Below are 24,564 nucleotides of genomic sequence, written 5' to 3' on the forward strand. Positions count from 1 at the left end.
GAACGTAAATTTTAGCTAAATTAAACTCTACAAATAATAATTAAAGTAAGTTTTTTCAGCTTTGTTAGAAAACGATAAACACTCTTTTTCGTTCTCTGATCAGCATTTCGTTGATAGGTGCACTTAAGGAACTAACAAACGAACCTTGGGTTCGGATGAAATCTGCTGTCGATTTTTTTATCGGGAACCAAGTTCCGCCGACTAGATCCCGAGGATTATTCATCAGCAGTGCGCTTATCACGAAAGCTGATCTATTTAAATCTATTTTTTCCAGACATAAAAGATACTTCGGAGACGGCAAGTAATAAATAAATTCATTTTTGAGCAATTTGCTTTAAGCCTCATTTTTAATAGGTCAGACAAAAAAAATGCTGATCCCTATACAGACATAGATAAAAGCCTCCGCTATATTCATCCAATAAGCAAACCGGGGCCTTTTCATAACACCCGCAGAAAGTTTATCTGCTACCAGAGCCACAGCAGAGAATACACATAACGCCTGAAGGATAAATAAAAGTCCTAAAAAAAGCATCTGAAACACCGCATTTCCCTTTTCCATAGTAATAAATTGCGGGAAGAAAGCTAAAAAAAATAATATAACCTTCGGATTGAGTAAATTCATCCATATCCCCCTACGAAATAAACGATATACCGGAATATTTTCTGAAGAAAAACGCAATGAAACTTTATTCCGGCAAAAAAACGCCTTCCCTCCCAAATAAAGCAAATAGATTCCCCCTGCTATTTTTAACACAGTAAAAGCAAAAGCAGAACCGGCTAACAGAGCAGATAATCCCAGCGTTACAGCAGTTACATGAAAAATAAGTCCTGTACAAAGTCCGGAAGCAAATACGATTCCAGCCTTTTTCCCTCGGTTAATGCTCTGTGTAATCACAAACAAAATATCCGGACCAGGCATAAGTGTCAAGAATATGGCAGCAATTAAAAAACCCCATACATTCATAAAATCCATTTCAATCAATTTTTCCGGATCCCAGTGCGTTTTTCAAAATCCCAGACAAAAATAAAGATAAATTTTAAAAACATCACCACTCGGAAAGCCAGGTTAAAAAGAGGAAGGCAAGTTTTAAAAAGCTATCTTTGCAAAGGTGCAAAACCTAAGGCGGGGAAAGTGCGTAAATAGCTTATTCTAAAACAAAACAATACTATGTTATTAAACTTTATCTGGCTTATTCTGGGTTTTATCATTTTAATCTATGGAGCCAATAAATTGGTAGATGGGGGAGCAGCTCTTGCTTTTCGCTTGAATATTCCGAATATCGTTATCGGATTAACAGTGGTGGCTTTTGGTACTTCTACTCCAGAGCTGGTCGTAAATCTATTCTCTTCCGCCGAAAAACAATCGGAATTAGCGTTAGGAAATGTCCTAGGGAGTAATATTTTTAATATACTAGGGATTCTGGGAATCACAGCCCTGATTTCTCCCATCGCAGTAAAAAAAGCCACCACCTGGGTAGAGGTCCCCCTGGCCTTATTGGCAGCCTTTCTAATTTTAATTATGTTTGGAGACAATCATTGGCCTACCCCCACCCCCTACATTATCAGCCGGACGGAAGGAATTGTATTACTTTGTTTCTTTGTCCTTTTTATCGCCTATACGTTAATGTTAGCCAAGAAAGGAGAGGCAGAAGAAATTAAAATTAAAAATTATACTATAGGAAAATCCCTATTCTGGATCCTTATCGGATTAGTCGGACTCATCATCGGAGGACGCTTATTGGTAAAAGGAGCTGTTCAAATAGCAGAAAGCCTCGGCATTTCTCAACGAATCATCGCCATCACTATTGTTTCAATCGGAACCTCTCTTCCGGAATTAGCCACCTCCCTCGTAGCGGCCCGGAAAAAAAATGTCGATATGGCCATCGGAAATGTAGTAGGTTCTAATATTTTCAATACTTTTCTGATATTAGGAGTATCTGCATTAATCTCCCCTATCCACATGTCCATGGCAAATTTACCCGATATCGGTATGAATCTGCTCTCTGCTCTCCTCTTATTCGTTTTCATTTTTACAGGAAGAGGCCGCCAAATTGAAAGATGGGAAGGATCTATTTTTCTATTTCTCTATATTTCCTATATAATTTGGCTGATTTTGGGATAAAAATGTCCGGATAGCCTGAACAAAAACGAGATTTGTTTTTGAAGTATTTTTTGATTATTAATAGTTTAGCAAACTTTTCGAGAAACATTTCCACAACTTTTTCTTTCTTTTTGGAGTATACTATCCTATAAAAAAGAAATAGTTATGGAACGGGAAAATTTTCACATTGAACCAGGAGCACCTATGTTTAATAAGGGATATTCAATCATTATAGATACCAAAGGTCCCTATTTTGTATATGGGAAACCTACTTTACGACAAGAATTCATTGTTCCAAATGCCGAAGGCGAAGCTTGGGAATACAAAACGGGAATTACTTATAAAGTAGATCATGAACCCATGGTCCTATGCAGATGCGGACATTCTCAGACAAAACCGTTTTGCGACGGTTCACATACTCAAATAGACTGGGATCCTACCCTTTCTGCCGACCGTAAACCATTGCTAGACAATGTTGAAATCTCGGAAGGAGAAGAATTGCAACTATTGGATAATAAAACTTATTGTGTGCATGCCCGTTTTTGTATGGCCAAAGGCACAGTATGGCATTTAGTGGAACAATCCAATCGTCCGGAAGCCCAGGAGTTAACAATCCGGGAAACATTTCATTGTCCTTCAGGTCGTTTGAAACTCAGGGATAAAAAAAAAGATGAATTTTTAGAACCCCGCTTGGAACCTTCTCTCAGTTTGATTGAAGATCCCCAGAAAAATTGCAGTGGCCCGATTTGGGTAAAAGGAGGTATTCCGATGGAAGACAGCGAATGCACACCTTATGAGATACGGAATCGGGTTACTTTATGCCGCTGTGGTAATTCCCACAATAAACCTTATTGCGACGGTTCTCATATGAGGACGCAATTCAGTGATGGCCAACCCGGCTTGACAAGTTAAACTGTATTTACCAGCTTCCGCTAGCTCCTCCTCCCCCAAAACTCCCTCCGCCGAATCCTCCGAAAGAACCGCTTCCTCCCCGAAAGGAACCAAAGCTGCTTCCTCCCCCGAATCCTCCAAAAAAGATAGGAGGAAATCCGTCCTTATCATGCCCTCCCGTCGTATACCCTTTCCGACGCTTGACAAATAAAGGTATTAGAAATAGTATACCCAAAGGAATCCATAGCCAGGCGAGTCCCCCCTCTCCTGTTCGCTTTGCATATTCGTCTGCTGTATACTCACCTCCCGTTAAGTCCATCAATACATTCGTAGCTTTATCTACCCCCGCATAATAACGTCCCTTTTGAAATTCCGGAATCACCTCATTGCGAATGATACGGGAGGCAATGGCATCCGGCACTACTCCTTCCAAACCATATCCTACGGCAATAGCAACCTGTCCCTTTTCATTTCCCTTTTTAGGTTTTATCAAAATCAAGATTCCATTATCTTTTCCTTTTTGTCCGACGCCCCATTTTTCAGCCAGACGTTGGGCATAATCATTAGGCGCGTACCCATTGAGCGTGGGAACCGTGGCGATAGCAATCTGGGTGGAAGAAGTATCATTAAAATTCCGCAATTTCTTTTCTAAGGCAGCCTGCTGCTGCGGAGTAAAGAGTTGCGTAAAATCATTCACAATACGTTTCGGACGCATAGGCTCTGGAAAATCCTGTGCCTGAATACTCATAACCAACACTAACAAAACCCCCAATACAAAAAAACGTCTCATAAACTTTTTTATTTTTTAAATGATATCTCATCCGAAAGTTCGTTGATATCTCCCGGTTGACAAGGAAAATATTTCTTTAATTGTATGCCGATCCCCCTTACCGCTTCACAAACCCCTTCACAAATCAATCCCTGCCGAAATCTATCTATCATCCGGTTTTTAATTTCATCCCAAAAGTCAAAGGGTACTTTAGCATTGATACCAGCATCTCCCAAAATCGCCATCTTTTTATCTTCTAAGGCTACATAGACCAATACCCCATTGCGCAAAGCCGTTTTATGCATTCTCAATTGAGCAAATACCTGTGCTGCACAATCCAATACATCCTTTTTACAATAATTTTCAAAATGAATACGGATTTCCCCCGAAGTATTTCTCTCTGCTTCCTGAATGGCAACGACCATAGCCTCTTTCTGCTCCAAGGTAAAATGTTTTTCCGGAGATAACATAGAATCAATATTTAAAATTCAACTTTAGGAGCGTTTTCTGCCCCGGCATTCGCTTCAAAATAAGGCTTGGGGGTAAATCCAAACATACCTGCAATTATATTCTTAGGAAATTGACGAATATAAGCGTTATACGTACGTACGGTATCGTTAAATTTACGTCTCTCGACAGCAATCCGATTCTCCGTACCCTCCAATTGAGCCTGCAATTCCAAAAAATTCTGATTTGCCTTTAAATCAGGATAACTTTCAGAAATAGCCATTAACCGGGAAAGAGCAGAAGATAATTCCCCCTGTGTCCGGTTTAATCTCTGCATACTCGCTTCATCCAGCTGTTCAAAATTAATTTGCGTCTGAGTGGCTTTTGCCCGGGCATTTACCACATCTGTCAACGTCTGCTGCTCATGTGCAGCATAACCTTTTACAGTATTTACCAAATTCGGAATCAAATCCAAACGACGTTGATACTGGTTTTCTACATTCGACCATTGTGCGGCAACCGTTTCGCTCATTTTTACCATCCCGTTGTAACTACCCCGGAACCACAAAAAAATAGCCAGAATAATAACCCCAATTACAATTAATACAATATACCCTTTTTTCATATAGGAAATTTTACTTTATAATATAATTATCATAACTTATTCAGCAATTTTAATACCATTCGTTCCATTTATTCTACTAAAAAAAAATTCTTAGAGAATATATTGTATTATAACGATTTATAAAAACCTAAGTTTATTTCTTACCTCAAAAAAATAAAAGAATTTGCCAAAATGGCAGCATCAGGCCTGCAAAGCTTTCCAATAGAACAATATGATTCCTTCTTTTTAATTTTTCTCCACATTATTCCATTTTCCACAGTTTTGAACTTCATAATACAATTTTCCGAGAGAAGTAACGCATCATAACAGATTGTCCGCAATTTTTTCCGGTTGAGACTCGAAACCTTCCTTAAAGATTTTTTTCAGCGGCATAAAAAAACGTTCTATTAAACGTAAATCATCCGTTATAATATCGGCCTGTGCTTCCATTTCCGGACTAAAAGGTAATTCTTTTTTATAATTGGTATGAAGCCCGTCCGGAAGCAGAATTTCAATCATATAGTTATTCTGGTTGGGAACTAAGGAAATAGAAGAAACCTGCCCCTTGACAATACCAAATTCCTGATCCGGATAACTTGTAAACCGAATAATTACCCGCTGACCTACTTTCACTTTTCCGGAACGCTGAGCTGGCAACATGGCTTTTCCAATCAATTGCTCTTTCTCCCCGGGAACAATATTAAAAACAATTTCATTCGCCGTCACATATTGATTGACATACCGGATTTGTGTAAAAGAGACAATCCCCGAAACAGAAGCTTTCAACACATAATTCAATTCCCAATTGTTGATTTCATTCAATAACTGCTCGGCAGCGACCGAATAGTTCTGATATAAAACCTTTTCTTTTTCCGCTTGCTGTAATTCATAATCCAAAATATCCGCTTCTAAATCTCCGATTTGAATTTGTAAATTATCAATAGAAGCCTTGAGTTGCTCGTAAACTGTTCGCTTTTGCAATAATTGAGTACGGGTCACTTCCAAATCCGCTGCTGCCAGAATTCCCTCTTCAAATAGTATGGAATCCCTATCGTACTGCTTTTTACCAATTTCATACTGTTCCTGCTGTATTTGCAATTGCCCAATTAAATTGCGATGATAAACTTCGTATTTACCAATCTGCTTTCTCAAAGAATTTATTTTCTGAGGATAATAATTTAAAACTTTATAATTTTTAAAATCATATAAACTCCGCAAAAAATTAGTATACAAGGATTGCGCATTTCCCAATTTTAACTCTCTTTCAGCATTAAAAAGCAAAAGGGCAGTGTCTGGCTCGTTTACTATAGGTATCAAAGTATTCCGCAATTGCAAAATATCTTCTGTAACCGCTGTATTTTCAATAACAGCCAAGTAATCCCCACTCCCTACTTTTTGTTTATCTTCTATATATAAACTTGTCAGGCGTCCATTCGCCCGGGCAATTATTTGCACGGCAGGATTGTCACTTGTCAATGTCATCGTAGCAGTAATCGTATCCGGATAACGAAAAAAGAAACTTCCTATCAGAAGAGTGAGAATAATGACAAAAAATAAGGTGATGCCCCAGCGTAGTATCCAACTGGGCATATGTCCCATCACTTCCTGTACTTCTTCACTTCGTAATTCGATATCTTTCTCTGGCATAAAAAATACAATTAATCGTTATTTTCCCAATTCCAACTGATTTTTTACTAGCCGGTAATAGATCCCCTTCAAACAAGTCAGCTCCTGATGAGTGCCCTCTTCGACGATCCCCCCTTTATCCAATACGACAATCTTATCCGCATTCTGTACGGTCGAAAGCCGATGGGCCACAATAACAACTGTTTTTCCTCTATAAAACTCATTCAAATGCTCCATAATTTCCCTTTCGTTATTAGCATCCAAAGCATTTGTAGCCTCATCAAAGAAAAGAAAATCCGGATTTTTATAGACGGCCCGGGCAATGAGTATGCGCTGACGTTGCCCTTGACTGATTCCGCTTCCTTCCATACCGATTTTGGTATTATACCCCAAAGGCAAGGAATCGATAAATTGATCGATATTGGCAATCTGGGCAGCTTTCAATAAACGTTCCTTGTCTATCACCTCTTCCCCTATTGCTATATTTTCCGCTATCGTCTCCGAAAAAATAAACCCATCCTGCATCACGGACCCCGTCACACTGCGCCATAAATGAGGATTTATATTTTTTAAATAAACATCCCCTACTTTTATATTTCCCTTATTAGGGGTATAAAAACCCAATAATAATTTGATTAAAGTGGTTTTTCCACTCCCACTGGCTCCTACAATAGCCGTTATCTTATTCCGGGGAATAGTTAAATTCACATTGTTGAGTACATAATCAGGAGAACCATCGTAACTAAAACACAGGTTTTCAATAGTAAAAGTATGATCCTGAGGTAAAAAAGAAACTTTATCGACAGCCGTTTCTTCCTCATCTTCCTTCTGATGAATTTCATTTAAACGCTCTAAACTGATTTTGGCATCCTGAAACGAACGGGCAAAACCGATAAATTGCTCAATGGGGGAGTTCAGTTGCCCGATAATATAAGTGAGCGACATCATCATACCCAAGGTCATATTCCCCTCCACCACAGCCCGGGCTGCAATATAAGAAATCAAGATATTGGTAGTCTGATTAAAAAACACAGACCCGACTTGCTGATATTGCTGTAAAGCCAAACCTTTTACGCTTATCTTAAATAGTTTTACCTGTATACGCTCCCATTTCCATCTTTTCTGTGTTTCACAATTATTCAGTTTGATCTCCTGCATACCCGTAATAATCTGATAGAGAGTACTCTGTTCTGTCGATGCTTGTGAAAAACGACGCAAATCCAATTCCCTTCTGTACTTCATAAAGGACAATACCCAAATTACATATAATAAATTGCCTAACAGGAAAAGTCCGAAAATAGATAAATCATAATAAGCCAATACGAACCCAAACACAATAAAATTGACAAATGAAAAAAGCGTGGAAATAGAAGAACCCGTTAAAAAAGACTCAATCCGGCTATGATCTCCAATACGCTGCATAATGTCCCCAATCATTTTGGTATCGAAAAAATGCAAAGGCAATCGCATTAGTTTTACCAAAAAATCAGAAATAAGAGAAATATTGATCCGGATATTCATATGCAATAACAACCAACTCCGGATAAAATCTACAGAAAGCCGGGCAATGAAAATAATCAGTTGGGCCACCAAAATAAGAGTGATAAAATTCAGGTTGTTGTCCCGAATACCAACGTCTACCAACGACTGTGTAAGAAAAGGAACAATGAGCTGCAATATACTCCCGATTACCATTCCCAAAACAAGTTGGACAAGCGCCTTTTTATGAGGAGAAAGATAACGGAAGAAAAAATTTAATTTCTTTTTGGCCTCCTTCCGGTCCTCCTCCATGGAGTAAAAATCCGGCGTAGGCTCTAGTACCAAAGCAACACCCGTATCCTGCCCCTTCTCCCGCGAACTGATCCAACAACGTTTGAATTCTTCTTCATTGTAAGTCACCGTTTGAGTACCTGCAGGATCCCCAATCAGAATCTTATATTTATTACGACGTTTTCGAATCCGATAGCAAACGACAAAATGCTGTTGATTCCAATGCAGAATACAAGGAAGCGGAAAATCATCCACCAATTGCTCAAAAGTAATTTTTACCCCCGTCGTACGAAACCCGATTGACTCCGCTGCCTCACTAATACCCAACAAAGAAACCCCCGAACGAGAAATAAAAGCTTTATCCCTCAAGGTTTGTAAACTATACACCCGACCGTAATATTTCGCAATCATCCTCAAACAGGTCGGACCACAGTCCATTCTGTCTAATTGGGTATATACAGGATAATGCCACATACACTTTGTTTATTCAATATTTACAAATATAGTTTTTCTTTTTCATTTAATAAGAAATTTTCATTGTTAATTAAAAAACACATTTATTAATTCAAAATATTATTATGCACAGATGATGGTTCCTCTCGAATCTTAAAAAAGAAGGGAGATTTTTCTATTGTAAACCTGTCTCAGTCAATATCCAGATTCACAAAAGTTATCTTTACTTCAAAAGAAAGGAGGAAGGATGGTTTATTGGGCATGCTACAGAGGGCCTTCCCTTTTTTATAAAGTTTCCATCTTTTTTCAGGGCAGCATAGATTTTAATGTAAATAAACAGGGATATATGCTTGCCGGAAAGTCCTACATTTTATAACCGAATTTGTATACTTGCTAATACGCTGCGGCCCCGTATCCCATACCTATAGTTTGTTTCATTCAACATACCATAACTGGCATACCGATATTCGCGTTTGTTTAAGAGATTCATGGCGACTAAGCTAAGGTCCGCCCGTTTTGATACCGTCCATCGGACAGAGGCATCAAGTAGTATCAGGTGGACAGAGTTTCCCGAACTGAACTGGGTATAATAATGCTCACCACCTGCGGCTATCTGCCAATCATTATTCGGGACGAAGGTAAAAGTCAGGTTTTGTTTCAATACAGTATAATTACTTTTCTCAACTTGGTCAATATTCAATGCATTATTTACATACAGCAGTCGATAATCTACAGAAAACCAATTGGTGAAATATCCTTTAAGACAAGGCTGCACAGAAATCATCTTCAAGATATAGGGTAATTCTACATTCCGCCTCATTGATGTAGTCCAGACTTGTTGATAAGCAGCATCCAGACTGAATGTGATTTTTCCAGACATTAAACCTTTGCTACTGCTTCCATAAATAGCAAAAGTTTTGCTATCATTATCCACTGGTGAAAAGGTGGTAAGGATATAATCGTCAATAAATAATTGGTTTTGCATACATGGGTTATGATTCCATTCGAATTCTCCGGTTAGGTTGAAGAAGAGTGAAGTGAGGGGATTCCTATACCTCAAATTAACGGTTGCAGACCGTTCTTCCTTGTATGCAGAAACAAGCTGGGGCCTATACAAGTTCCGGAAATTCGTCATAAAGATATTCTGCATATACATATCGGCCTCCGGAGGTGTCAGCGAATATTTGAGCCGCGCTGCAAAATCCAGCTTTGCATTAATGTGATAAAGAAGATAAAAGGAGGGAGAGAGGGCTATATAGTTCTTTGTCAGATTTTCACCTGCGAACTTGTCTCTCACATCGTACAGATGATAGTATACAGGAGCTGACAAAGTAAGTAGCCATTTTTGCGAGGTATAGGATGCTTCAGGCGAAATATAAGTATTCACCAAGGAGAAATGCATATCGTTTTGTGTCGGGTATGATATTTCCAACCCTTGTAAATTACTATGGATGCTATAGTAGTTGAAATCTATTCCGGCCCGGGCATAAATGTTCCATCGGTTGATAAACCAACCATAGCGTGCCTCTGTTACCGAGCGGAAATCATCTGTCGTAATGCCTTGTAAAATTGGTTTGCCGGTAATGATATCCAATGAATGTGGCTTATAAATGTACCTGTTGCGTGAAGAAACCGTAACCAAATTATTATCAATACGCTTTACGAATTGTAAATCGTTCGTAGCACCGAAAGAAGGTGTTTTAGCCCTCTGTGAAAGAGAAAGAGTACCCCCTATGTCTGATACTGTCTTATTCCAGTGGACATCGATATAAAAATTATCTTTCAGAAAGAGTGTCGGACGATTGAGTTGATATGCCCACAGACTGCCCAAATGATGGGCTTGCGTCCGCATAATGTTGCTTTCTGTAAAGGATGCTATACTTGCATCAAAGTAGTCCGTTTCGTATCCTGTCCTGTAATCCAGCCTGTCGCTTTCATACATAAGATTGAATTTAATATCTTTACTTTTTCCCACACGCCATGAGTTTGATGTATTTGCAAGAACGGAGAAATTATCACGCGTACGCCGCTCATCAATCGGAGAAGAGGGTGGCCTCACAGAAATGTGATCTTCTCCTAAATTATCAGTATAACCGACACTGAAAATTCTATCCTCCAGCTGTCTCTGACTCTGGGATGCTGGATTCCAACCGTCGTTATTTACACGGACTGTTTCCATGTTTTGCCAATTACCGGCCATACGCATTGCAAACAGTGAAGCATCGTATAATAAAGGAGAAAAGCCTCCTCCCCCCTTAAAGATGCCTACCCACTTATGTCTGGCCTCCTCCTTTAGTTTTATATTCAGTCCAGCCTGTTGGGAGAATTCTACCCCCCTCAAGACCTGTATAGGCTGATGGTTTTCCAGTATTTCCACACTTGCGACATCCGAAGGAGCTATATTCTCCGTCGCTAATCCATAGCGTCCATCCATAAAATCAACCCCGTCTATGTAGAATTTGTTAATAGGCTCTCCATTGTACTTTATCTCTCCATTCTCCTCCACCTTTATACCTGGCAATCGCTTGAGTACATCGGCAATATTCTTGTCCTGAACCCTCGCATATTTGCTCGTATAATAAGTCAGAGTATCACTACGTTGCTCAATACCCGGAGCATTGACAATGACATCCTTTAATTGGGTCGGCTGAAGAATAAGATGGACAATTACTGGAGAAATAACCTTATTCAATGCTAATTTGTAAGGACGATAACTCATACATTGGAAACTCAAGATAAAATCCGAATTTTGAGTTTTATACTTTATATTGAATACTCCTTTATCATCGGTGATAGCATACTGAATCGTTGCATCGGAAGAGTCTTTGATCCGTACTATTACTCCTGCGATAGGAGAATTATCCTCCTTATCAAGGACCACACCACTCACCTCTGCATCCTGTCCATAGGCAATGGCCAGCCCCAGCAATATCATAATGATCGTGGTAATGGTTCTCATAAAACAAATCTATCTAGTAATTCTTCCAATCGGTTTCGATGTAATCATAGGTCAATTTGCGGGGCTGCGCCAAATCCGGGCGAGATTTCCCCTCAGGTGTAATTATATGGACTTTTACTCCGCTTACCGTTTCCAAATATCCCATCGGATTGATGTCGTATCTATACTTAGTCCGATAAAATTTTTCCCGTGAAGTTTTGTTATACTCGACTTCCGGCATTGTAATCTGACGATTCGCTTTAGAATTGATTCCCACACACACAAACGAATAATGATCATGGATATCCCGCACTTCCATTATAAAACCAGGGAGGCCGCCGAATTTCCACGGACCGTCAGCAACGGGTATTTCATCTGTATAATAGGCGATATAATCCCTACCTCTGAAATTACATGTGGCACGACGGCATTTATAGCCAAGTATCTCTTTCGTACCCTCTGTCATAGACCACTCTTGAGTGGGGATAAGTTCTTCTATGAGGAACCAATCTGTTGCAATCTTATCTGTAGTGGTAAATTTACCTGTCGGATAATTCTTATAAAGGGAGAATGTTTCTCCACCGACATAACGGCCCGGATTTGCCTTTATCTGATCCGGGGTAGACACGCTGATAAGAGAATCAATCAGCATAACACGATAGCTTGTGAACTTCGACAAACCGTAACCTACTTGAAGCACCATACGGTCTGTTACGGCTGAATTTATATCCGCCGTATCGCGCAGATAACGATAGTCGTACATAAACTCCATAACTGCAGTACCGATTTCTTTATGCTCTACAGGCATACCGGAATTCACTGACATCTGCTCGCCTACTTTGATGCTAATAATCTGATTGTTTTGAGAATTGCCTGCCATAATGGAACCAAAGACAAATACCAAGACAAATGACATTTTTTTCATACTCCCCATAATTTAGTTTAACTTTTTCCAAAAGTACAGGTAAGGAGCCTTAAGCGAAAAAATAATTATTACCCAACGATTAGCGATTATTACTAAATTATTACTGAAGATATACTTTGTCCCTATAGAAGTTCGCTGATAGGATAAATGGATTACTTTTGCAATATGGGGAAAAGAATGAAAGCATTATACGGACTTACCATCGCCACAATCATTGCATTTTGCACAATACAATGTTATTGGCTGTATAACCGCTTTAAAGATGCCCGGAACGGTTACGAAAACAATTTATATGATACTGTTTTAGAGGTAATGCATGAGGATTATAAAATTCGGCGTGCAACACAAACACCCGATATCAGCATTTTGACCAGTTCAAAGATGAAAGTTTCCTCTAATGCTGATCAAGCAGGCTTCCTGACAATGACATTTGAGGTCTATGTTGTGGATAGGAATACGTACACTATCAACGACACCACAGACATGAATAATATAACCCGTATTTATGAGCAAGAAAAACCGGAAGGGATAACCAAATACAGTTTTGAAGTGGATAATCCACCTAATGAACGGGATGCTTACGATGCGCTGGAACGTTTCCAAGTAGATGTGCGTAGTCCGTTTAATGCAGCCAAGATAGACTCTCTATTGAACAAAAGAGACGTAGAAGCAAAAGCTATTACAGTTGAACAGGCCGATTCAATGGTGTGGTCTGTATCACGAACAGATCATCCCTCAAAATGGCACCCGGAAATAACGGTATCCTATCCGTATGACATTTTCGAAGGAGAGGTGGTGAATGTCACAGTAGCTGTTGGAATGTCTCCTGTCATAATGAAAATGCTGGATACACTGTTGATTTCACTTGTACTGTCTGTCCTGCTGATTACCTGCCTTATTGTACAGATTGCGACAATCCGTAAACAGCGCAAATTGGAAAAACTGCGTCAGGATTTTATTCATATAATGATACACGAACTGAAACGACCTATCTCAACTTTGAAAATGTGCGTGTCGTTTATGCGTAACGATAAGTTAATGCAAGATAAGGAAAGCAAAGAGGCCATCATTTCCGACTCTTATCATGAACTGGATAACCTTTCCTCTTATTTCTCGAAATTGCGTGACCTTACCTTCAATGACGTAACAGAAATTCCGCTTACATTATCAGCATTTAACCTCCAGGATGCAATTGAAGAATGTATTGAAAAACTTACCATCCCAAGCGGTAAGTCGGCGACAATCGATGTCGTTTCCCATGCGGATATCATGATTACAGCCGACAGAATGCATCTTATTAATATGCTCAGTAATCTTTTGGAGAATGCATTGAAATACTCTAAGAATAAAGTCCGAGTCGAAATTAGCTACTGCGAAAGCAATGGGGAATCTATAATTATATCTGTCAAGGACAATGGATTCGGTATCCCTAAATCAGAGTGCAGATATGTATTCGACAAATTTTTCCGTAGTCAGACAATTGTTGATAAGAACATATTAGGCATGGGACTGGGATTGGCGTATGTCAAATTATTAGTTTTGGCACACAAAGGTTCCATTGAAGTAGAAAGCGAAAAAGGTCTCGGCACTGTCTTCACGATTAAGTTACCGCAATGAGAGATAAGATAAGCATATTGTTAGTGGATGACGATTTGAAGAACTCCATGCTACTGAAGAGGTTTTTGGAGGTAGAAGGATATGGTGTGACCTACGCCAACAATGGTTGCGTCGGTTGGGAACTTTTCCAAACAACACATCCGGATCTTATCCTGCTGGACATAAATATGCCCGAAATGAATGGATTCGAACTCGCAAAGAAGATTCGTGAAGTCAATCGGAAAGTGTTGATTTTCTTCCTTACAGACCGTACGGAAAAAGATGACAGACTGAAAGGTTTTAGCCTAAAGGGTAACGATTACATCCCCAAGCCGTTTTACCCGGAAGAACTTATTGCTAAAATAAAGGAACGTTTCGAGCATAGGACCGTAGAAGCACAACATGAATTTGTCATTGGTAAAACATTATTTGACAGTAATCTATCCTCTGTTACACATAACGGGATTTCGCGTACCTTAACTGCAAGACAGACCGACATTCTTCTATTGTTGTCACAGAAGATAGGAACTATGGTAGAACGAGAATATATCCTCAAGACAATTTGGGGGGATGATAGTCATGCAAACTCTTTGGCCCTGAATGTTCAAATTACTTATCTCCGGCGCATTCTCGAAGAAGATCAATTGATATCCATTATTTCACTAAAGAAAAAGGGATATGTATTGAAAGTGAAGGGATACTATGCTGGATTAGCCAAAATTTAATCTGATTAATACGAATAAAAATATTAAAATGAAGCCAACCGAACATTTTATTTTTCAGTTCTATAGCTTTGTTTTCTCTGAGTAGGGGTTTTTCTTTATTTGTCAGGTAATCTCGTCGTTGCGGGAACTCGGACTGATCCAGATAAAGTAAGGGAATAAAATTGCCTTTCTGTACCGGATCCAACTAAAGAGTTAAAAAAGTATCATACCCCCTGAAAAGGTCGGTAGGGATCTTTTTATCATAAAAATAGAGTTTTAAATTCACGAAAATACCCGGGGAGCTTTTATTTCTGTTTCTTAGAAAAATCAATTGTAAAGGCCCACCAGAATCTAATTGACAATATTCCTCGTTTTTTCCGGAATCTCAGAATGAAGAGAAATAAGTAGTATTGTTAAAGTATATATCCGGGATACTGAAAATCCAAATGAAAGGTGGAAAATGAATTGAAAGCAGCAAACATCTGGAAAAACAGAAAGGGAAAAGGAGAAAAGTTTAAAAATTACACAAAAGGGCACGTCCCTAATGTGTAAAAAGTTCCCGATAGAGAAATCGGGAACTTTAGTCTGTCTAACCAAAACCTATGAAAAAACGATTTGAATTTCTTCGTTGCAAAACTAACGGAAGGTTGTTACAAAAATGTAACAAAACCATGAAGTCTCTATGACAATCTGTCGATTTTTGGATTTTGAGGAGGAAAGGTGAATCTAAAATGTTTTTTAACATTCAAATGTTCAAAATGGTTAGGAGTATTTCGCGGCAGAGAAAGTTTACTCTACTCGTGGCTTTTCCGAACTTTTGCACAGTTGAATGTCTTTTGAATAAATCTGCATTCGGGTTTATTGCTGGCTGTCAGTAGCGGATTATTTCAACGTTGGGAACCTTTAGACGGGTCGCTAACCAGGATTTGAAACGTTCTTCCTCCAGCGCTACCGGCGCTTTCTGATAGGATAAGAAAGCAACGGTTAAGGTATCGCTACGCTGCAATTCAACTTCTGTACGTACTAAACGGGATACAGCAATGGAGCGGATATAAGGGAATAATATTTTCAATTCCGGAGAAATAGAAAGTGCTACAGAATCATATACGGTATATTTCTCCAAACGGGATTTCAAATAATTGATTTCCTGAACTTGCTGCTTCATTTTTTCCTGATTGCGACGATAAAAATCCTGCAATACCAAGTTATTTAACCCCTCTCTCCCAGCATCTTCTTCTTTCTTACCAAACCCCTGAGAAATGTCCAACCGCACATTTTCTAAACCGTATTGTTCCATTTTTTGTCGCAACATGATAATCGATTCCTCCGGTACTTCTTTCCCTACTAATGATACTGAGATTTTACGATCAGGTGCTTCCGCATCTATATATTTATTCACCACAAAAGTGTTGGGGAAGTTAATTTCATTGACAATGAAACGATCCGCACTTGTTTGAAAGATATTTTTCCGGATCATATTATAAGTGATGTATACACTCGGTACAATGGTTAAAAAAAGGATGGTATACACCAATTGCTGTACTCTTTTGCCCCGGGCCTTATCTACAAAAGTTTTTTTGGAAAAATGCATTAATTTTACCCCAAGGGTCGTAGCAAAAGCAATAAAGACAGAATTAATCATATACAGGTAAAAGGCTCCGAAAAAATAGGAAAAATTTCCACTGGCAATTCCAAATCCCGCCGTACACAATGGAGGCATTAAAGCCGTAGCAATGGCCACTCCCGGAATTACGTTTCCTTTTAAACGCGTACTGGAAGCCACAATACCCGCCATACCACCAAAAAAAGCAATGAGGACATCGTATATGGTGGGGGTTGTCCGGGCTAATAATTCCGAACGGGCTTCATTTAAAGGAGAAATTAAAAAATAAAAGGTAGAGGTCAGAATACCGAATACCGTAGCAATAGCTAAATTCCGAAAAGCTTTTTTAATCAATTCGAAATCGTTGATTCCCAAACCTAATCCGATTCCCATAATAGGCCCCATCAGAGGAGAAATCAACATGGCACCGATAATGACAGCCGTAGAATTAACATTTAATCCCAAAGAAGCAATGAATATAGCAAAAATCAATACCCACAAATTACTTCCCCGGAAATTGATCCCTTTACAAATATTTTCAATGGTTTCGACCTCGCTCTCCCGATCTTCCGAAGGATCGAAAATCCCCTTCAGGTAATTTTGAAACTGAAGAAATAATTCTGAAAAATTCATATCCCTTTTTGTTTTAATACACAAATTTTAAAATATACCTCTTACACCTAGAAACTGCAAAATAACGGTTTTTTTTCGGGAAAATCATCGATAAGTACGCTCTATCGATAAATTTCAGAAAAATATATTAAAATGTTTTAGCCTCTTATCATCCTTTTCATTTTTATATATACAAATAACATCTTTTTGATGTGTTTTTCATCAAAACAAAGGATCGGTTTGGACGCGGATAAGTAGCACTTTTATTACGGCCTATGACGATCAGGATTTAATACAACTTATCTTTTCTGACCGGAGAGTCCTTCGGGAAGGCATATCGTTTGTATTTTAAGGCAAATTATATTTATTACGAAAGCGGAGCCCGCGTATACGGAGCCGTGATCCATTGTGTAAAAGAATATAACGTCTTTATTCCTTCTGTGAATTCCTATTCTTTTCGAAAAAAGAATCATTCCCGAAATCAAAAATCCCCCTCAAAATTCTGTGTTTCACTTTATTTTGAGGGGGGGCGAATAAAATAAAAGTTATTTTCTCCCTTTTGTTCCCGTCTGCCTTTTCCTCCCGGAAGAATTTTCTTTTAAGGAAGAAGATGTTTTCTGCTCTTCTGCAAAAGGTTGTGAAGAATCGCTTTTTCGCAAAGTATTCAGATATTGGACGACAGCATATTTAGCAGCGGCTATCGTCTCCCGGTTTACTTTCTGAATAACACTTCCCCGAGCGACATCCGCCGTTGTAATATACCCTTCCATCAACAGCAACTGAACAATCATATTGTTGATATTGGTTTCCTCACTATACCCTTCCACCTGATACAACTGCTCCACTTTTTCAGCAAATTCCCGGGCAAAATCCCCATAATTCGGTAAACTCATCAATTCTTCAAAAGTCTCACTGAAACTAGTCAGTTCTATGTTCAGATTAGGATTGACTAATAAGGGGCTAAATTCCTTTTTCGGATCTACCGGAACAAAATGGACCAAATTACTCATATCGACTTTTCGGGTAATATCGTCCATACGACGATAATCTGCTTTCCGCATATTTTCCAATTGGTATATGAAGAAATTATAACGCCATAATTCCGAACTGTTCATTTCTCCTTGAAAGATATGCTGATACTTCTCATTCAATAAGCGTTTTACCTTTATCTTTCCCTCATTGATTTCAGGACGGGTGACGCGAACTTCCTGAATCAATTTTTTCAATTCCATGGCAGCTTTTTGAGGCCCTGTGATTTCCCGTCCTTTTTTCCCGATTTCTGTGGAAAGTATACCACATTGGATGTTCCGGGCCCCGCCCTTTCTGTCCTCTCCTCCACGCATAATCCGAATCAGGTTTTGCACAGCAACCAATTGCCCCTCTTCCGCAATAAAAGGCTGGCCTCCAGGAGTACTGGCCAACGAATCGAATATGGAACTGAACATTTTCCGGTCGATCCACATTTCCTGCGTTTCCCCTTCCCTCACAGATACCCGGGCAGCAAAACGGTTCCGGATCATATCAAAAGTCACCGTATTTATAGTATATAGCACTTCCTCCCGCCTGAATTGTTTACCGGCAAAAATCAGATTCACGACTTCGGTAATATCAATTTTATCCAGCAATTTATAAGAAGAAGCCAAATAATATTGCTTTTCTGTCGTGCTGTAATCCCAATCCAAGATATCATCCAGATAGTTTCCATGCCGAGCCATTACAGTTACGATGTTTTTATCGGCCGTATATCGCTTTAAGGTACGCTGGAAATTCGGTCCGTCCTGGCTGGTAGCTTTTTCTTTCCGTTCCCCGTGAGAATCCATATACAGCAGAAAATTTTCCGGATTATCGACCCGGATAATGCCGGCCTCTTCTTTGGAATAATTGCTGGCACTCAACATGATATCAATCTTATAAGGCATCGTAATATCACACATTCCACTGACGGTACTCCGGGAATTCAAATCTTCCACATTACTGTCGGCACTACTTTCAAACAGGTATTTGTAATACTTGATATAATCGGGATCGAAATCCGTCGTACGCGAAAAATCACCTACTTCCGTTCCGATACCATATAAATTTCCCTGAGCATCCTGAAATTCATGAAACATATCCCCGGCAATCAATTTTACCGAACGTACCCCCTGTAAATTATTCCGCAGCCACTTCAATATAAAAGCAGCAATCATCTCCGATTTCCCGACGCCACTGTCTCCATTGATCTCTATCACAAATATACTACCGTCATTTTCCTCCACAGCAAATAAAGAACCGTGCCGGGGATTCCCTCCGATTTCTTTGATTTTCTCATTGATAACAGTCAAACGAGGTTTCTTGACATCTCCGAAATAATCCACTTTCTGCTTTAAAGGCGTCACAATAGTCTTGATGTTTCCAGAGGGCCCTTTAATGTCAAAATATCCAATTTGAGGAAAAGAGATCAGCTTTTCCGGAGCTCCCAGAAAACTGATTACATCCGGTACGAAACACTGAATATCCGACAAAGCTATATCCTCGGTATAATTCAACCGATAATTATCCGTCAGGTATTTCATATACCCCTTCTGAAAAATTACCAGCTCTTTTACCATCCCATGTTTCACTATTTTACAACGGTAATCGTCAGAATCCATATTGGCAATAAACCGGGCCAACCGATCGGCAAAAAAAGAAGAATCCGGTCGCAGGTCCAATAATTTCAAATAATCATTCGCCCCGGCTTCCTCAGTAAAATTCTTTCCTTTCGATTCCAGCCGATCGATTTTATGAAAGGGATATTCGCGCTTTTTCGCGTCTGTCACAATACGGGTGTGCTCCTGTACAGGTTGTTCAGAAGAAATTACTCCGCATTTTTGCATTAATTCGTTCACCCAGCTAAGCTTTCCTCCTTGATAGGTCTCCAGCACTTTATTTTCCATCTCAAAATCTTTGTAAATAGAAATCCCATGCTGAACCATTTCATTTACACTGGAATTCTGTTTCCGGAAAGCAGTCTCTACCAAGCGCACCATAATATGGGTATACCGCTTGTAATAATCCGTTCCTTTGGTTCGCTTAACCAGGCTGATATAAAACAAGACAACCCGGCGGCTTACACGGTGAATCTCGCTTTCCGCCACCTTGATATCTTTTTTACGCATGATATATTCGTTGATCTCATTCAACTGCGAAGGCATGATTTCATTGATAAATTCCTCCCGAAACATCCGGAGTTCATTATCTTCACAATTTTCAATCTTTTCGCTAAAATATTTTAGTTTACGAATGACCAATTCATAAAACGAATCGTCATTGCGCAAAAGATAGAGGTAGAGAATTTTATCCGTAATACTCGTATTCGCATCGTTAATCCCGGCAGAAATCGCATCCATAATATAGCCTATCGATTTTTGCGATAAAGTAATTTCCTTGAATTCCGACAATTCCCGCAAGCGTCCTACAAATTCGTCAATCCAGATGTTCAGATTCAAATCCTTTAGCTGAATACCGGTTATCTCTTCAAAAGTCTCCCCAGCGACTTTAATAATTTCACTTCGGCTGGGCTCCAGGCTCTCTTTTTCAAAAGGCAAATTAAAATGAAGCAAAATTTCCCGAATGTATTTTTTGAGAATGCTGTTTATTCCTTCCAACTTCGACTTATCTAATTCAGGAGTTCCCGTCGCTTCCACCGTCAATATTTTTACTTTACTGTCTGAGAAAAGAATATGTTCCATTTCTATCAATATCTCCCGCATAATATTCTTTTCCATAGGGTCGTCCAAAACGTTGTGATGGGGCTGAAAGGTCCGCTTGTTGGTAATGTATTTCAAAATAACGGCTTTACTGTATTTCGAACTGACCGTATTGAAATCCAGATCGGCAATATCCGGTACTTTCTTATAAATCTGAGCCAGGAGATTTTCATATACTTTCGTAAATGCCGCACTCCGGATAAATTCCAAAACATCCCGGCAAGTACCGATCCTATCTCCCTGTAACTCAATGACAGAATTTACCGAACGGTCGATTGTGGTAATCGTTATACCGCTTTTTTCCGGAGAAGCATGATATAAGGTCCGAATATCCCGTATTTGTAAAGAAGGAGCCTTATCTTTTTTATAGGGAGCGGAAAGAGAATAATCAGCAATAATCTTCTCTATCAACTCTTTATCTTTCTTATAAGCAAAAATTTCCTCTATTATCACCTGGCTTTCCACTTCCTTATAAGCGGGATTATCACGTTTTGCGGCAAATAACAACCAATATTTCAGAAAAATGGTAAATCCATCTTCCAACTCACACTGAAAGACACGCCTACTCTCTTCCGTATCGGATAAAAATCCACCTAAAGCAAACCGGACAACGCCTGTAGAATAAGGAACCGCCGCTATTCCCCGGTTCTGAGCCAGATACCGGCAAAAACAAAGCACATCTGCATAGGAAAAATGCCCCTGTACCCGGAAATTAAATAAATAGGAACCGTCGGAAGGCAGATACGTTATGCCACTTTCCGGGAATTTCGCCAAAGCCCGTTCTGCTGCCTCTTTAGCCCACTTCATCCGCTCTAAAGACTCGGTCCGAAAATTTTTATTTACCCGGAAGCGATTCAGATTCTTGACCAAACGGTTTTGGTAATAGACAAAAAACGGTTCTTCTTTGTATTTGAAATCATCCGGTAAAGCCAATATATCCAGTTTATCCAAAGAAACCAGCTCATCCAACAAAAACAGATAGAGAGGACTTCCTTCAAAGCCGGCAGTTTTATGCAATTGCCGATTCGTTCTGCTATTCTGATTCATCTTTTCTGTACGTCCGATCTGTTCATTTATAAAACGGACTAAGGTCTCTTTAATCTTATAGCGGGAAGCATTTTTTGGCAGTTCGCTTTCCAGGGTATCTTTAATTTTTTTAGCGACCTGGGCTACTTCCAAAAGATTATTCAACATCAAAAGCGAGTTGTTATTTCCATGGGAACTGGAATTATGCTGCCGCACAAAAGCCGCCACGGCATGAGCTTGAGGGGTCACGGCCAAAGCCCCTAAACGGTCGCCCGTAGCCGACAAATTTTTTGTCGTAGACAGGGAAGATACCGCCCGGATATTTGCCTGAGCCGTAATATTATTCAGAATATAACGGGAAAGGGTCCGCCATTTCGGCATTTGTTGATCTGCAACTTTCACACTGTCCGCATAAGCCTCATCCAAAAACAAAGTAATCTTAGAAGTATTCAACAGCCGCAAAAAATTATTCAATGCTTCCGTATTGAAATCCGTATAACCAGTAGGGTTATTGGGATCATTGATCAAGATGGTCGTATTTTCACAAAACAAATCCCATAAGCTACCGCTATCGTCAAATAAAGCCAACGTAGATTTTATCCGTAATAATTTATCTGTCAGCCGTTCGTAGGCCAATCGCCCGTCTTCCAAATTTTCGATCTCAATATCAAAAGGGTTGATATCAAAAATATCATCCGGTAATAAATCTTTATATTCCCAGGCCTGAATGGCATTATAGATGATATAAGGCTTAGGCCGTCCACCCGGGTTAAACAACAAATCCCGGATAATCATCTGTACAGAATCGGAAACAGAGGTCTGCTCTAAATTACCCAGAGCTGAAAGAAAATTTTTGACAATATCCTGTTCCTTTTTATTCAAGCTATCGTATTTTTCCCGAATTCCTAAATCAATCAAGAAATTGTCAAAACGTCCTTTATTATTGGACTCGTTATCGACTTTGGTGATATAAGCCTGGTATTTTTCTAAAAACAGGTTGATACCGAAATTTTTATGAAAATGGTTTTTTAAAGTTCGTTCATAATTACTGGGAATAATATCCAGAATCAAACGACAAGCTTCCCGAACCTGTTCACTCAAATGAATAAAGGGTTTCTGTAACAAATATTGCCCATAGGTGCGAATCTGGTTTCGTCCTCCTCCTTCCAGAACACTTAATACTTCAATATGCGTATTGCCGGAATAAAAGTATTGACGAATCCGGGTTTCAAATTCCTCTATTAATTCCTGCGTCTGTACCTGGCGTTTTTCCTCTTTATGACAATTTTCGAGAAAATAAATAAAATCACGCAATTTTTCGAGTGAGTATTTATCCTGTATAATCTTACGGGAAAACATATCCAATTTGAATACTTGAAGACGTTTTACAGCATCTTCAGCCGTGCCTAGCTGTTCTTCTAATATCTTACTGATTTCTTTTTCGTACACCCGGATCTGTCTTTCTATTTTTTCCCGGAATTCCGTCAGATATAAGGGATTGACATTTTCCAATATCAAACGCAAATTCAATTGGGTATTTGCAGGAGAACCCAATTTTTTCGTATGAACCTTGTTCAGGGTATTGATGATTCCATTATGAAAACAAAATACCAAGGAAGTATTGGAACTACGGGATTCTTTAGAATCATCCACAATCACCAAGCGGGTCAATAAAGGAAACCACCTCTCACCGGAGTATAAATTTACCCGCATATGCTTTACTTTCACCGCAAAAATAGAAGTGGTATCCACACACATTTGCTCATACAGATCTTCCGCAGCAGGATTTTCCAAAACCTGTACACTGGCTTTACTGAATACATCTCCCCGGATTAAACTGACAGCTTTATCTGCATTTCCGGAAACAACCGTCCGGATCATACCATTCAAACCTTTAAAATTCACCGTCCAACGGGTCCGGTTAATAAAATCAGCCACCTCTGCCTTAGTCGTATAATGGGTGCTTTGACTGATCATCTGCTCCAAGGTATCCATCAGATAGTTCCAATGCCCCTCGTTCAGATCTCCCGTTACTCCGATTACGTCCCTGTATTTACGCAATTCACTAACCTGCCCGCCTAACTGTACCTGAGAAATAAAATCGATATGACTACTTTTTACCGGAGGCGTCCCCACAGAAAAATCATGAGTATCTTTAATATTACCCAACAAAAACTTGTAATCGGGAGATACGGTCTCGGTATCCAGAAAATTGTTCAACTTTTTGATAAATTCCCTGCGACGCCCACTGAGTTCAAAAGCTTTGGAAGAGGTATGCGGACATAGCATCAATGATACATCCGTATAGCCCGGTATATCTTCTCTGAATTTCAGCAAATAACGGTTAATCTCCGCCTGCTGGGCAACCGGATCGTCCGGCTCTTCAAAACACAATTTTACAAAACTGGTCAGGTTATCATATATATGTCTCGGTAAAAAGATTTCCGCCCTTTCCCCGAGCAATTCATAAAGATTTAATAATTGTTGAGCTTCGTTACTCAAAAATGCCTTGGGTTCTCCTTTTATGTACATTATCGTTCTGGTTACAAATTATAGCTTAATATTCCGAATAGCAGTCCTCCTAAAGCGCCTTCTGCAAAAAAAAAGCCCGCCTTTCAGCGAGCTTTTCCATTCCTGTCTGATCTTTTCGGTAAGATAATAGAAGCCCGCAACGCGATCCCGCGTTTCATCACATCATACATAAACTTTCTATTATTTACCATAATATCCAATTCCTTTAGCAGCACAATATTAAGAATTAATGCTTT

14 protein-coding genes are annotated in these 24,564 nt (G+C 39.4%); 4 read left to right on the forward strand and 10 right to left on the reverse strand.

All coding sequences use genetic code 11. From position 1 onward, the window contains the following. Positions 1-355: 355 nt before the first annotated feature. Positions 356-973: a LysE family translocator gene (locus HMPREF9449_RS13065; protein WP_009137737.1), complete on the reverse strand. Its 618-nt coding sequence runs from the start codon at positions 971-973 to the stop codon at positions 356-358. A 195-nt stretch (positions 974-1,168) separates the two neighbouring features. Between HMPREF9449_RS13065 and HMPREF9449_RS13070 the strand changes: the two genes are divergently transcribed. Together HMPREF9449_RS13070 and HMPREF9449_RS13075 are read left to right on the forward strand one after the other, a co-directional pair. Then, a complete protein-coding gene (locus HMPREF9449_RS13070; RefSeq protein WP_009137738.1) occupies positions 1,169-2,122 on the forward strand; it encodes a calcium/sodium antiporter in 954 nt (317 codons plus the stop codon). Positions 2,123-2,266: 144 nt separating this feature from the next. Continuing rightward, on the forward strand, positions 2,267-3,013 hold the full coding sequence (locus tag HMPREF9449_RS13075) for a CDGSH iron-sulfur domain-containing protein (protein ID WP_009137739.1): 747 nt from the start codon (positions 2,267-2,269) through the stop codon (positions 3,011-3,013). 7 nt (positions 3,014-3,020) lie between these two features. Here HMPREF9449_RS13075 and HMPREF9449_RS13080 read toward each other — a convergent pair whose 3' ends face one another. The 7 genes from HMPREF9449_RS13080 to HMPREF9449_RS13110 all read right to left on the reverse strand — a co-directional run bounded on the left by HMPREF9449_RS13080 (position 3,021) and on the right by HMPREF9449_RS13110 (position 12,524). Next, positions 3,021-3,782 (reverse strand): TPM domain-containing protein, encoded by a 762-nt coding sequence (locus HMPREF9449_RS13080; RefSeq protein ID WP_009137740.1) that lies wholly within the window; start codon positions 3,780-3,782, stop codon positions 3,021-3,023. 8 nt (positions 3,783-3,790) lie between these two features. Continuing rightward, the gene (locus tag HMPREF9449_RS13085) at positions 3,791-4,231 is read right to left on the reverse strand and encodes a TPM domain-containing protein (protein ID WP_009137741.1); all 441 of its coding nucleotides are present in this window, start codon (positions 4,229-4,231) and stop codon (positions 3,791-3,793) included. An 11-nt stretch (positions 4,232-4,242) separates the two neighbouring features. Beyond that, positions 4,243-4,833, reverse strand: coding sequence for a LemA family protein (locus HMPREF9449_RS13090; RefSeq protein ID WP_009137742.1), 591 nt, complete (start codon positions 4,831-4,833; stop codon positions 4,243-4,245). A 300-nt stretch (positions 4,834-5,133) separates the two neighbouring features. Next, positions 5,134-6,459 carry an HlyD family secretion protein gene (locus HMPREF9449_RS13095; RefSeq protein ID WP_009137743.1) on the reverse strand — a complete coding sequence of 442 codons (1,326 nt, stop codon included), beginning with the start codon at positions 6,457-6,459 and terminating at the stop codon, positions 5,134-5,136. An 18-nt stretch (positions 6,460-6,477) separates the two neighbouring features. After that, the gene (locus tag HMPREF9449_RS13100) at positions 6,478-8,682 is read right to left on the reverse strand and encodes a peptidase domain-containing ABC transporter (RefSeq protein WP_009137744.1); all 2,205 of its coding nucleotides are present in this window, start codon (positions 8,680-8,682) and stop codon (positions 6,478-6,480) included. 349 nt (positions 8,683-9,031) lie between these two features. Next, on the reverse strand, positions 9,032-11,620 hold the full coding sequence (locus tag HMPREF9449_RS13105; RefSeq protein ID WP_009137745.1) for a peptidase associated domain and porin domain-containing protein: 2,589 nt from the start codon (positions 11,618-11,620) through the stop codon (positions 9,032-9,034). A gap of 13 nt (positions 11,621-11,633) precedes the next feature. Further along, the gene (locus HMPREF9449_RS13110; protein WP_009137746.1) at positions 11,634-12,524 is read right to left on the reverse strand and encodes a GLPGLI family protein; all 891 of its coding nucleotides are present in this window, start codon (positions 12,522-12,524) and stop codon (positions 11,634-11,636) included. 147 nt (positions 12,525-12,671) lie between these two features. On the opposite strand from HMPREF9449_RS13110, the gene HMPREF9449_RS13115 reads away from it, so the two are divergent. Both HMPREF9449_RS13115 and HMPREF9449_RS13120 read left to right on the forward strand, forming a co-directional pair. Continuing rightward, positions 12,672-14,141, forward strand: a complete 1,470-nt coding sequence (locus HMPREF9449_RS13115) for a sensor histidine kinase (protein ID WP_232211438.1) — start codon at positions 12,672-12,674, stop codon at positions 14,139-14,141. Beyond that, the gene (locus tag HMPREF9449_RS13120; protein ID WP_009137748.1) at positions 14,138-14,845 is read left to right on the forward strand and encodes a response regulator transcription factor; all 708 of its coding nucleotides are present in this window, start codon (positions 14,138-14,140) and stop codon (positions 14,843-14,845) included. Before HMPREF9449_RS13115 ends, HMPREF9449_RS13120 begins: the two co-directional genes overlap by 4 nt. An 850-nt stretch (positions 14,846-15,695) precedes the next feature. Here the strand turns inward: HMPREF9449_RS13120 and HMPREF9449_RS13125 are convergent. Together HMPREF9449_RS13125 and HMPREF9449_RS13135 are read right to left on the reverse strand one after the other, a co-directional pair. Then, positions 15,696-17,060, reverse strand: a complete 1,365-nt coding sequence (locus HMPREF9449_RS13125; protein ID WP_009137749.1) for a TIGR00341 family protein — start codon at positions 17,058-17,060, stop codon at positions 15,696-15,698. Between the two features lie 524 nt (positions 17,061-17,584). Further along, positions 17,585-24,328 (reverse strand): aminotransferase class I/II-fold pyridoxal phosphate-dependent enzyme, encoded by a 6,744-nt coding sequence (locus HMPREF9449_RS13135; protein ID WP_009137750.1) that lies wholly within the window; start codon positions 24,326-24,328, stop codon positions 17,585-17,587. Positions 24,329-24,564 lie beyond the last annotated feature (236 nt).

The organism is Odoribacter laneus YIT 12061, assembly GCF_000243215.1.
GTDB classification, from domain to species: Bacteria; Bacteroidota; Bacteroidia; order Bacteroidales; family Marinifilaceae; genus Culturomica; species Culturomica lanea.

What these genes read in the sequence shown, in the direction of transcription:
- HMPREF9449_RS13065 (WP_009137737.1), bottom strand. Translation starts at nt 973, where the DNA reads ATGGATTTTATGAATGTATGGGGTTTTTTAATTGCTGCCATATTCTTG.
- HMPREF9449_RS13070 (WP_009137738.1), top strand. Translation starts at nt 1,169, where the DNA reads ATGTTATTAAACTTTATCTGGCTTATTCTGGGTTTTATCATTTTAATC.
- HMPREF9449_RS13075 (WP_009137739.1), top strand. Translation starts at nt 2,267, where the DNA reads ATGGAACGGGAAAATTTTCACATTGAACCAGGAGCACCTATGTTTAAT.
- HMPREF9449_RS13080 (WP_009137740.1), bottom strand. Translation starts at nt 3,782, where the DNA reads ATGAGACGTTTTTTTGTATTGGGGGTTTTGTTAGTGTTGGTTATGAGT.
- HMPREF9449_RS13085 (WP_009137741.1), bottom strand. Translation starts at nt 4,231, where the DNA reads ATGTTATCTCCGGAAAAACATTTTACCTTGGAGCAGAAAGAGGCTATG.
- HMPREF9449_RS13090 (WP_009137742.1), bottom strand. Translation starts at nt 4,833, where the DNA reads ATGAAAAAAGGGTATATTGTATTAATTGTAATTGGGGTTATTATTCTG.
- HMPREF9449_RS13095 (WP_009137743.1), bottom strand. Translation starts at nt 6,459, where the DNA reads ATGCCAGAGAAAGATATCGAATTACGAAGTGAAGAAGTACAGGAAGTG.
- HMPREF9449_RS13100 (WP_009137744.1), bottom strand. Translation starts at nt 8,682, where the DNA reads ATGTGGCATTATCCTGTATATACCCAATTAGACAGAATGGACTGTGGT.
- HMPREF9449_RS13105 (WP_009137745.1), bottom strand. Translation starts at nt 11,620, where the DNA reads ATGAGAACCATTACCACGATCATTATGATATTGCTGGGGCTGGCCATT.
- HMPREF9449_RS13110 (WP_009137746.1), bottom strand. Translation starts at nt 12,524, where the DNA reads ATGAAAAAAATGTCATTTGTCTTGGTATTTGTCTTTGGTTCCATTATG.
- HMPREF9449_RS13115 (WP_232211438.1), top strand. Translation starts at nt 12,672, where the DNA reads ATGGATTACTTTTGCAATATGGGGAAAAGAATGAAAGCATTATACGGA.
- HMPREF9449_RS13120 (WP_009137748.1), top strand. Translation starts at nt 14,138, where the DNA reads ATGAGAGATAAGATAAGCATATTGTTAGTGGATGACGATTTGAAGAAC.
- HMPREF9449_RS13125 (WP_009137749.1), bottom strand. Translation starts at nt 17,060, where the DNA reads ATGAATTTTTCAGAATTATTTCTTCAGTTTCAAAATTACCTGAAGGGG.
- HMPREF9449_RS13135 (WP_009137750.1), bottom strand. Translation starts at nt 24,328, where the DNA reads ATGTACATAAAAGGAGAACCCAAGGCATTTTTGAGTAACGAAGCTCAA.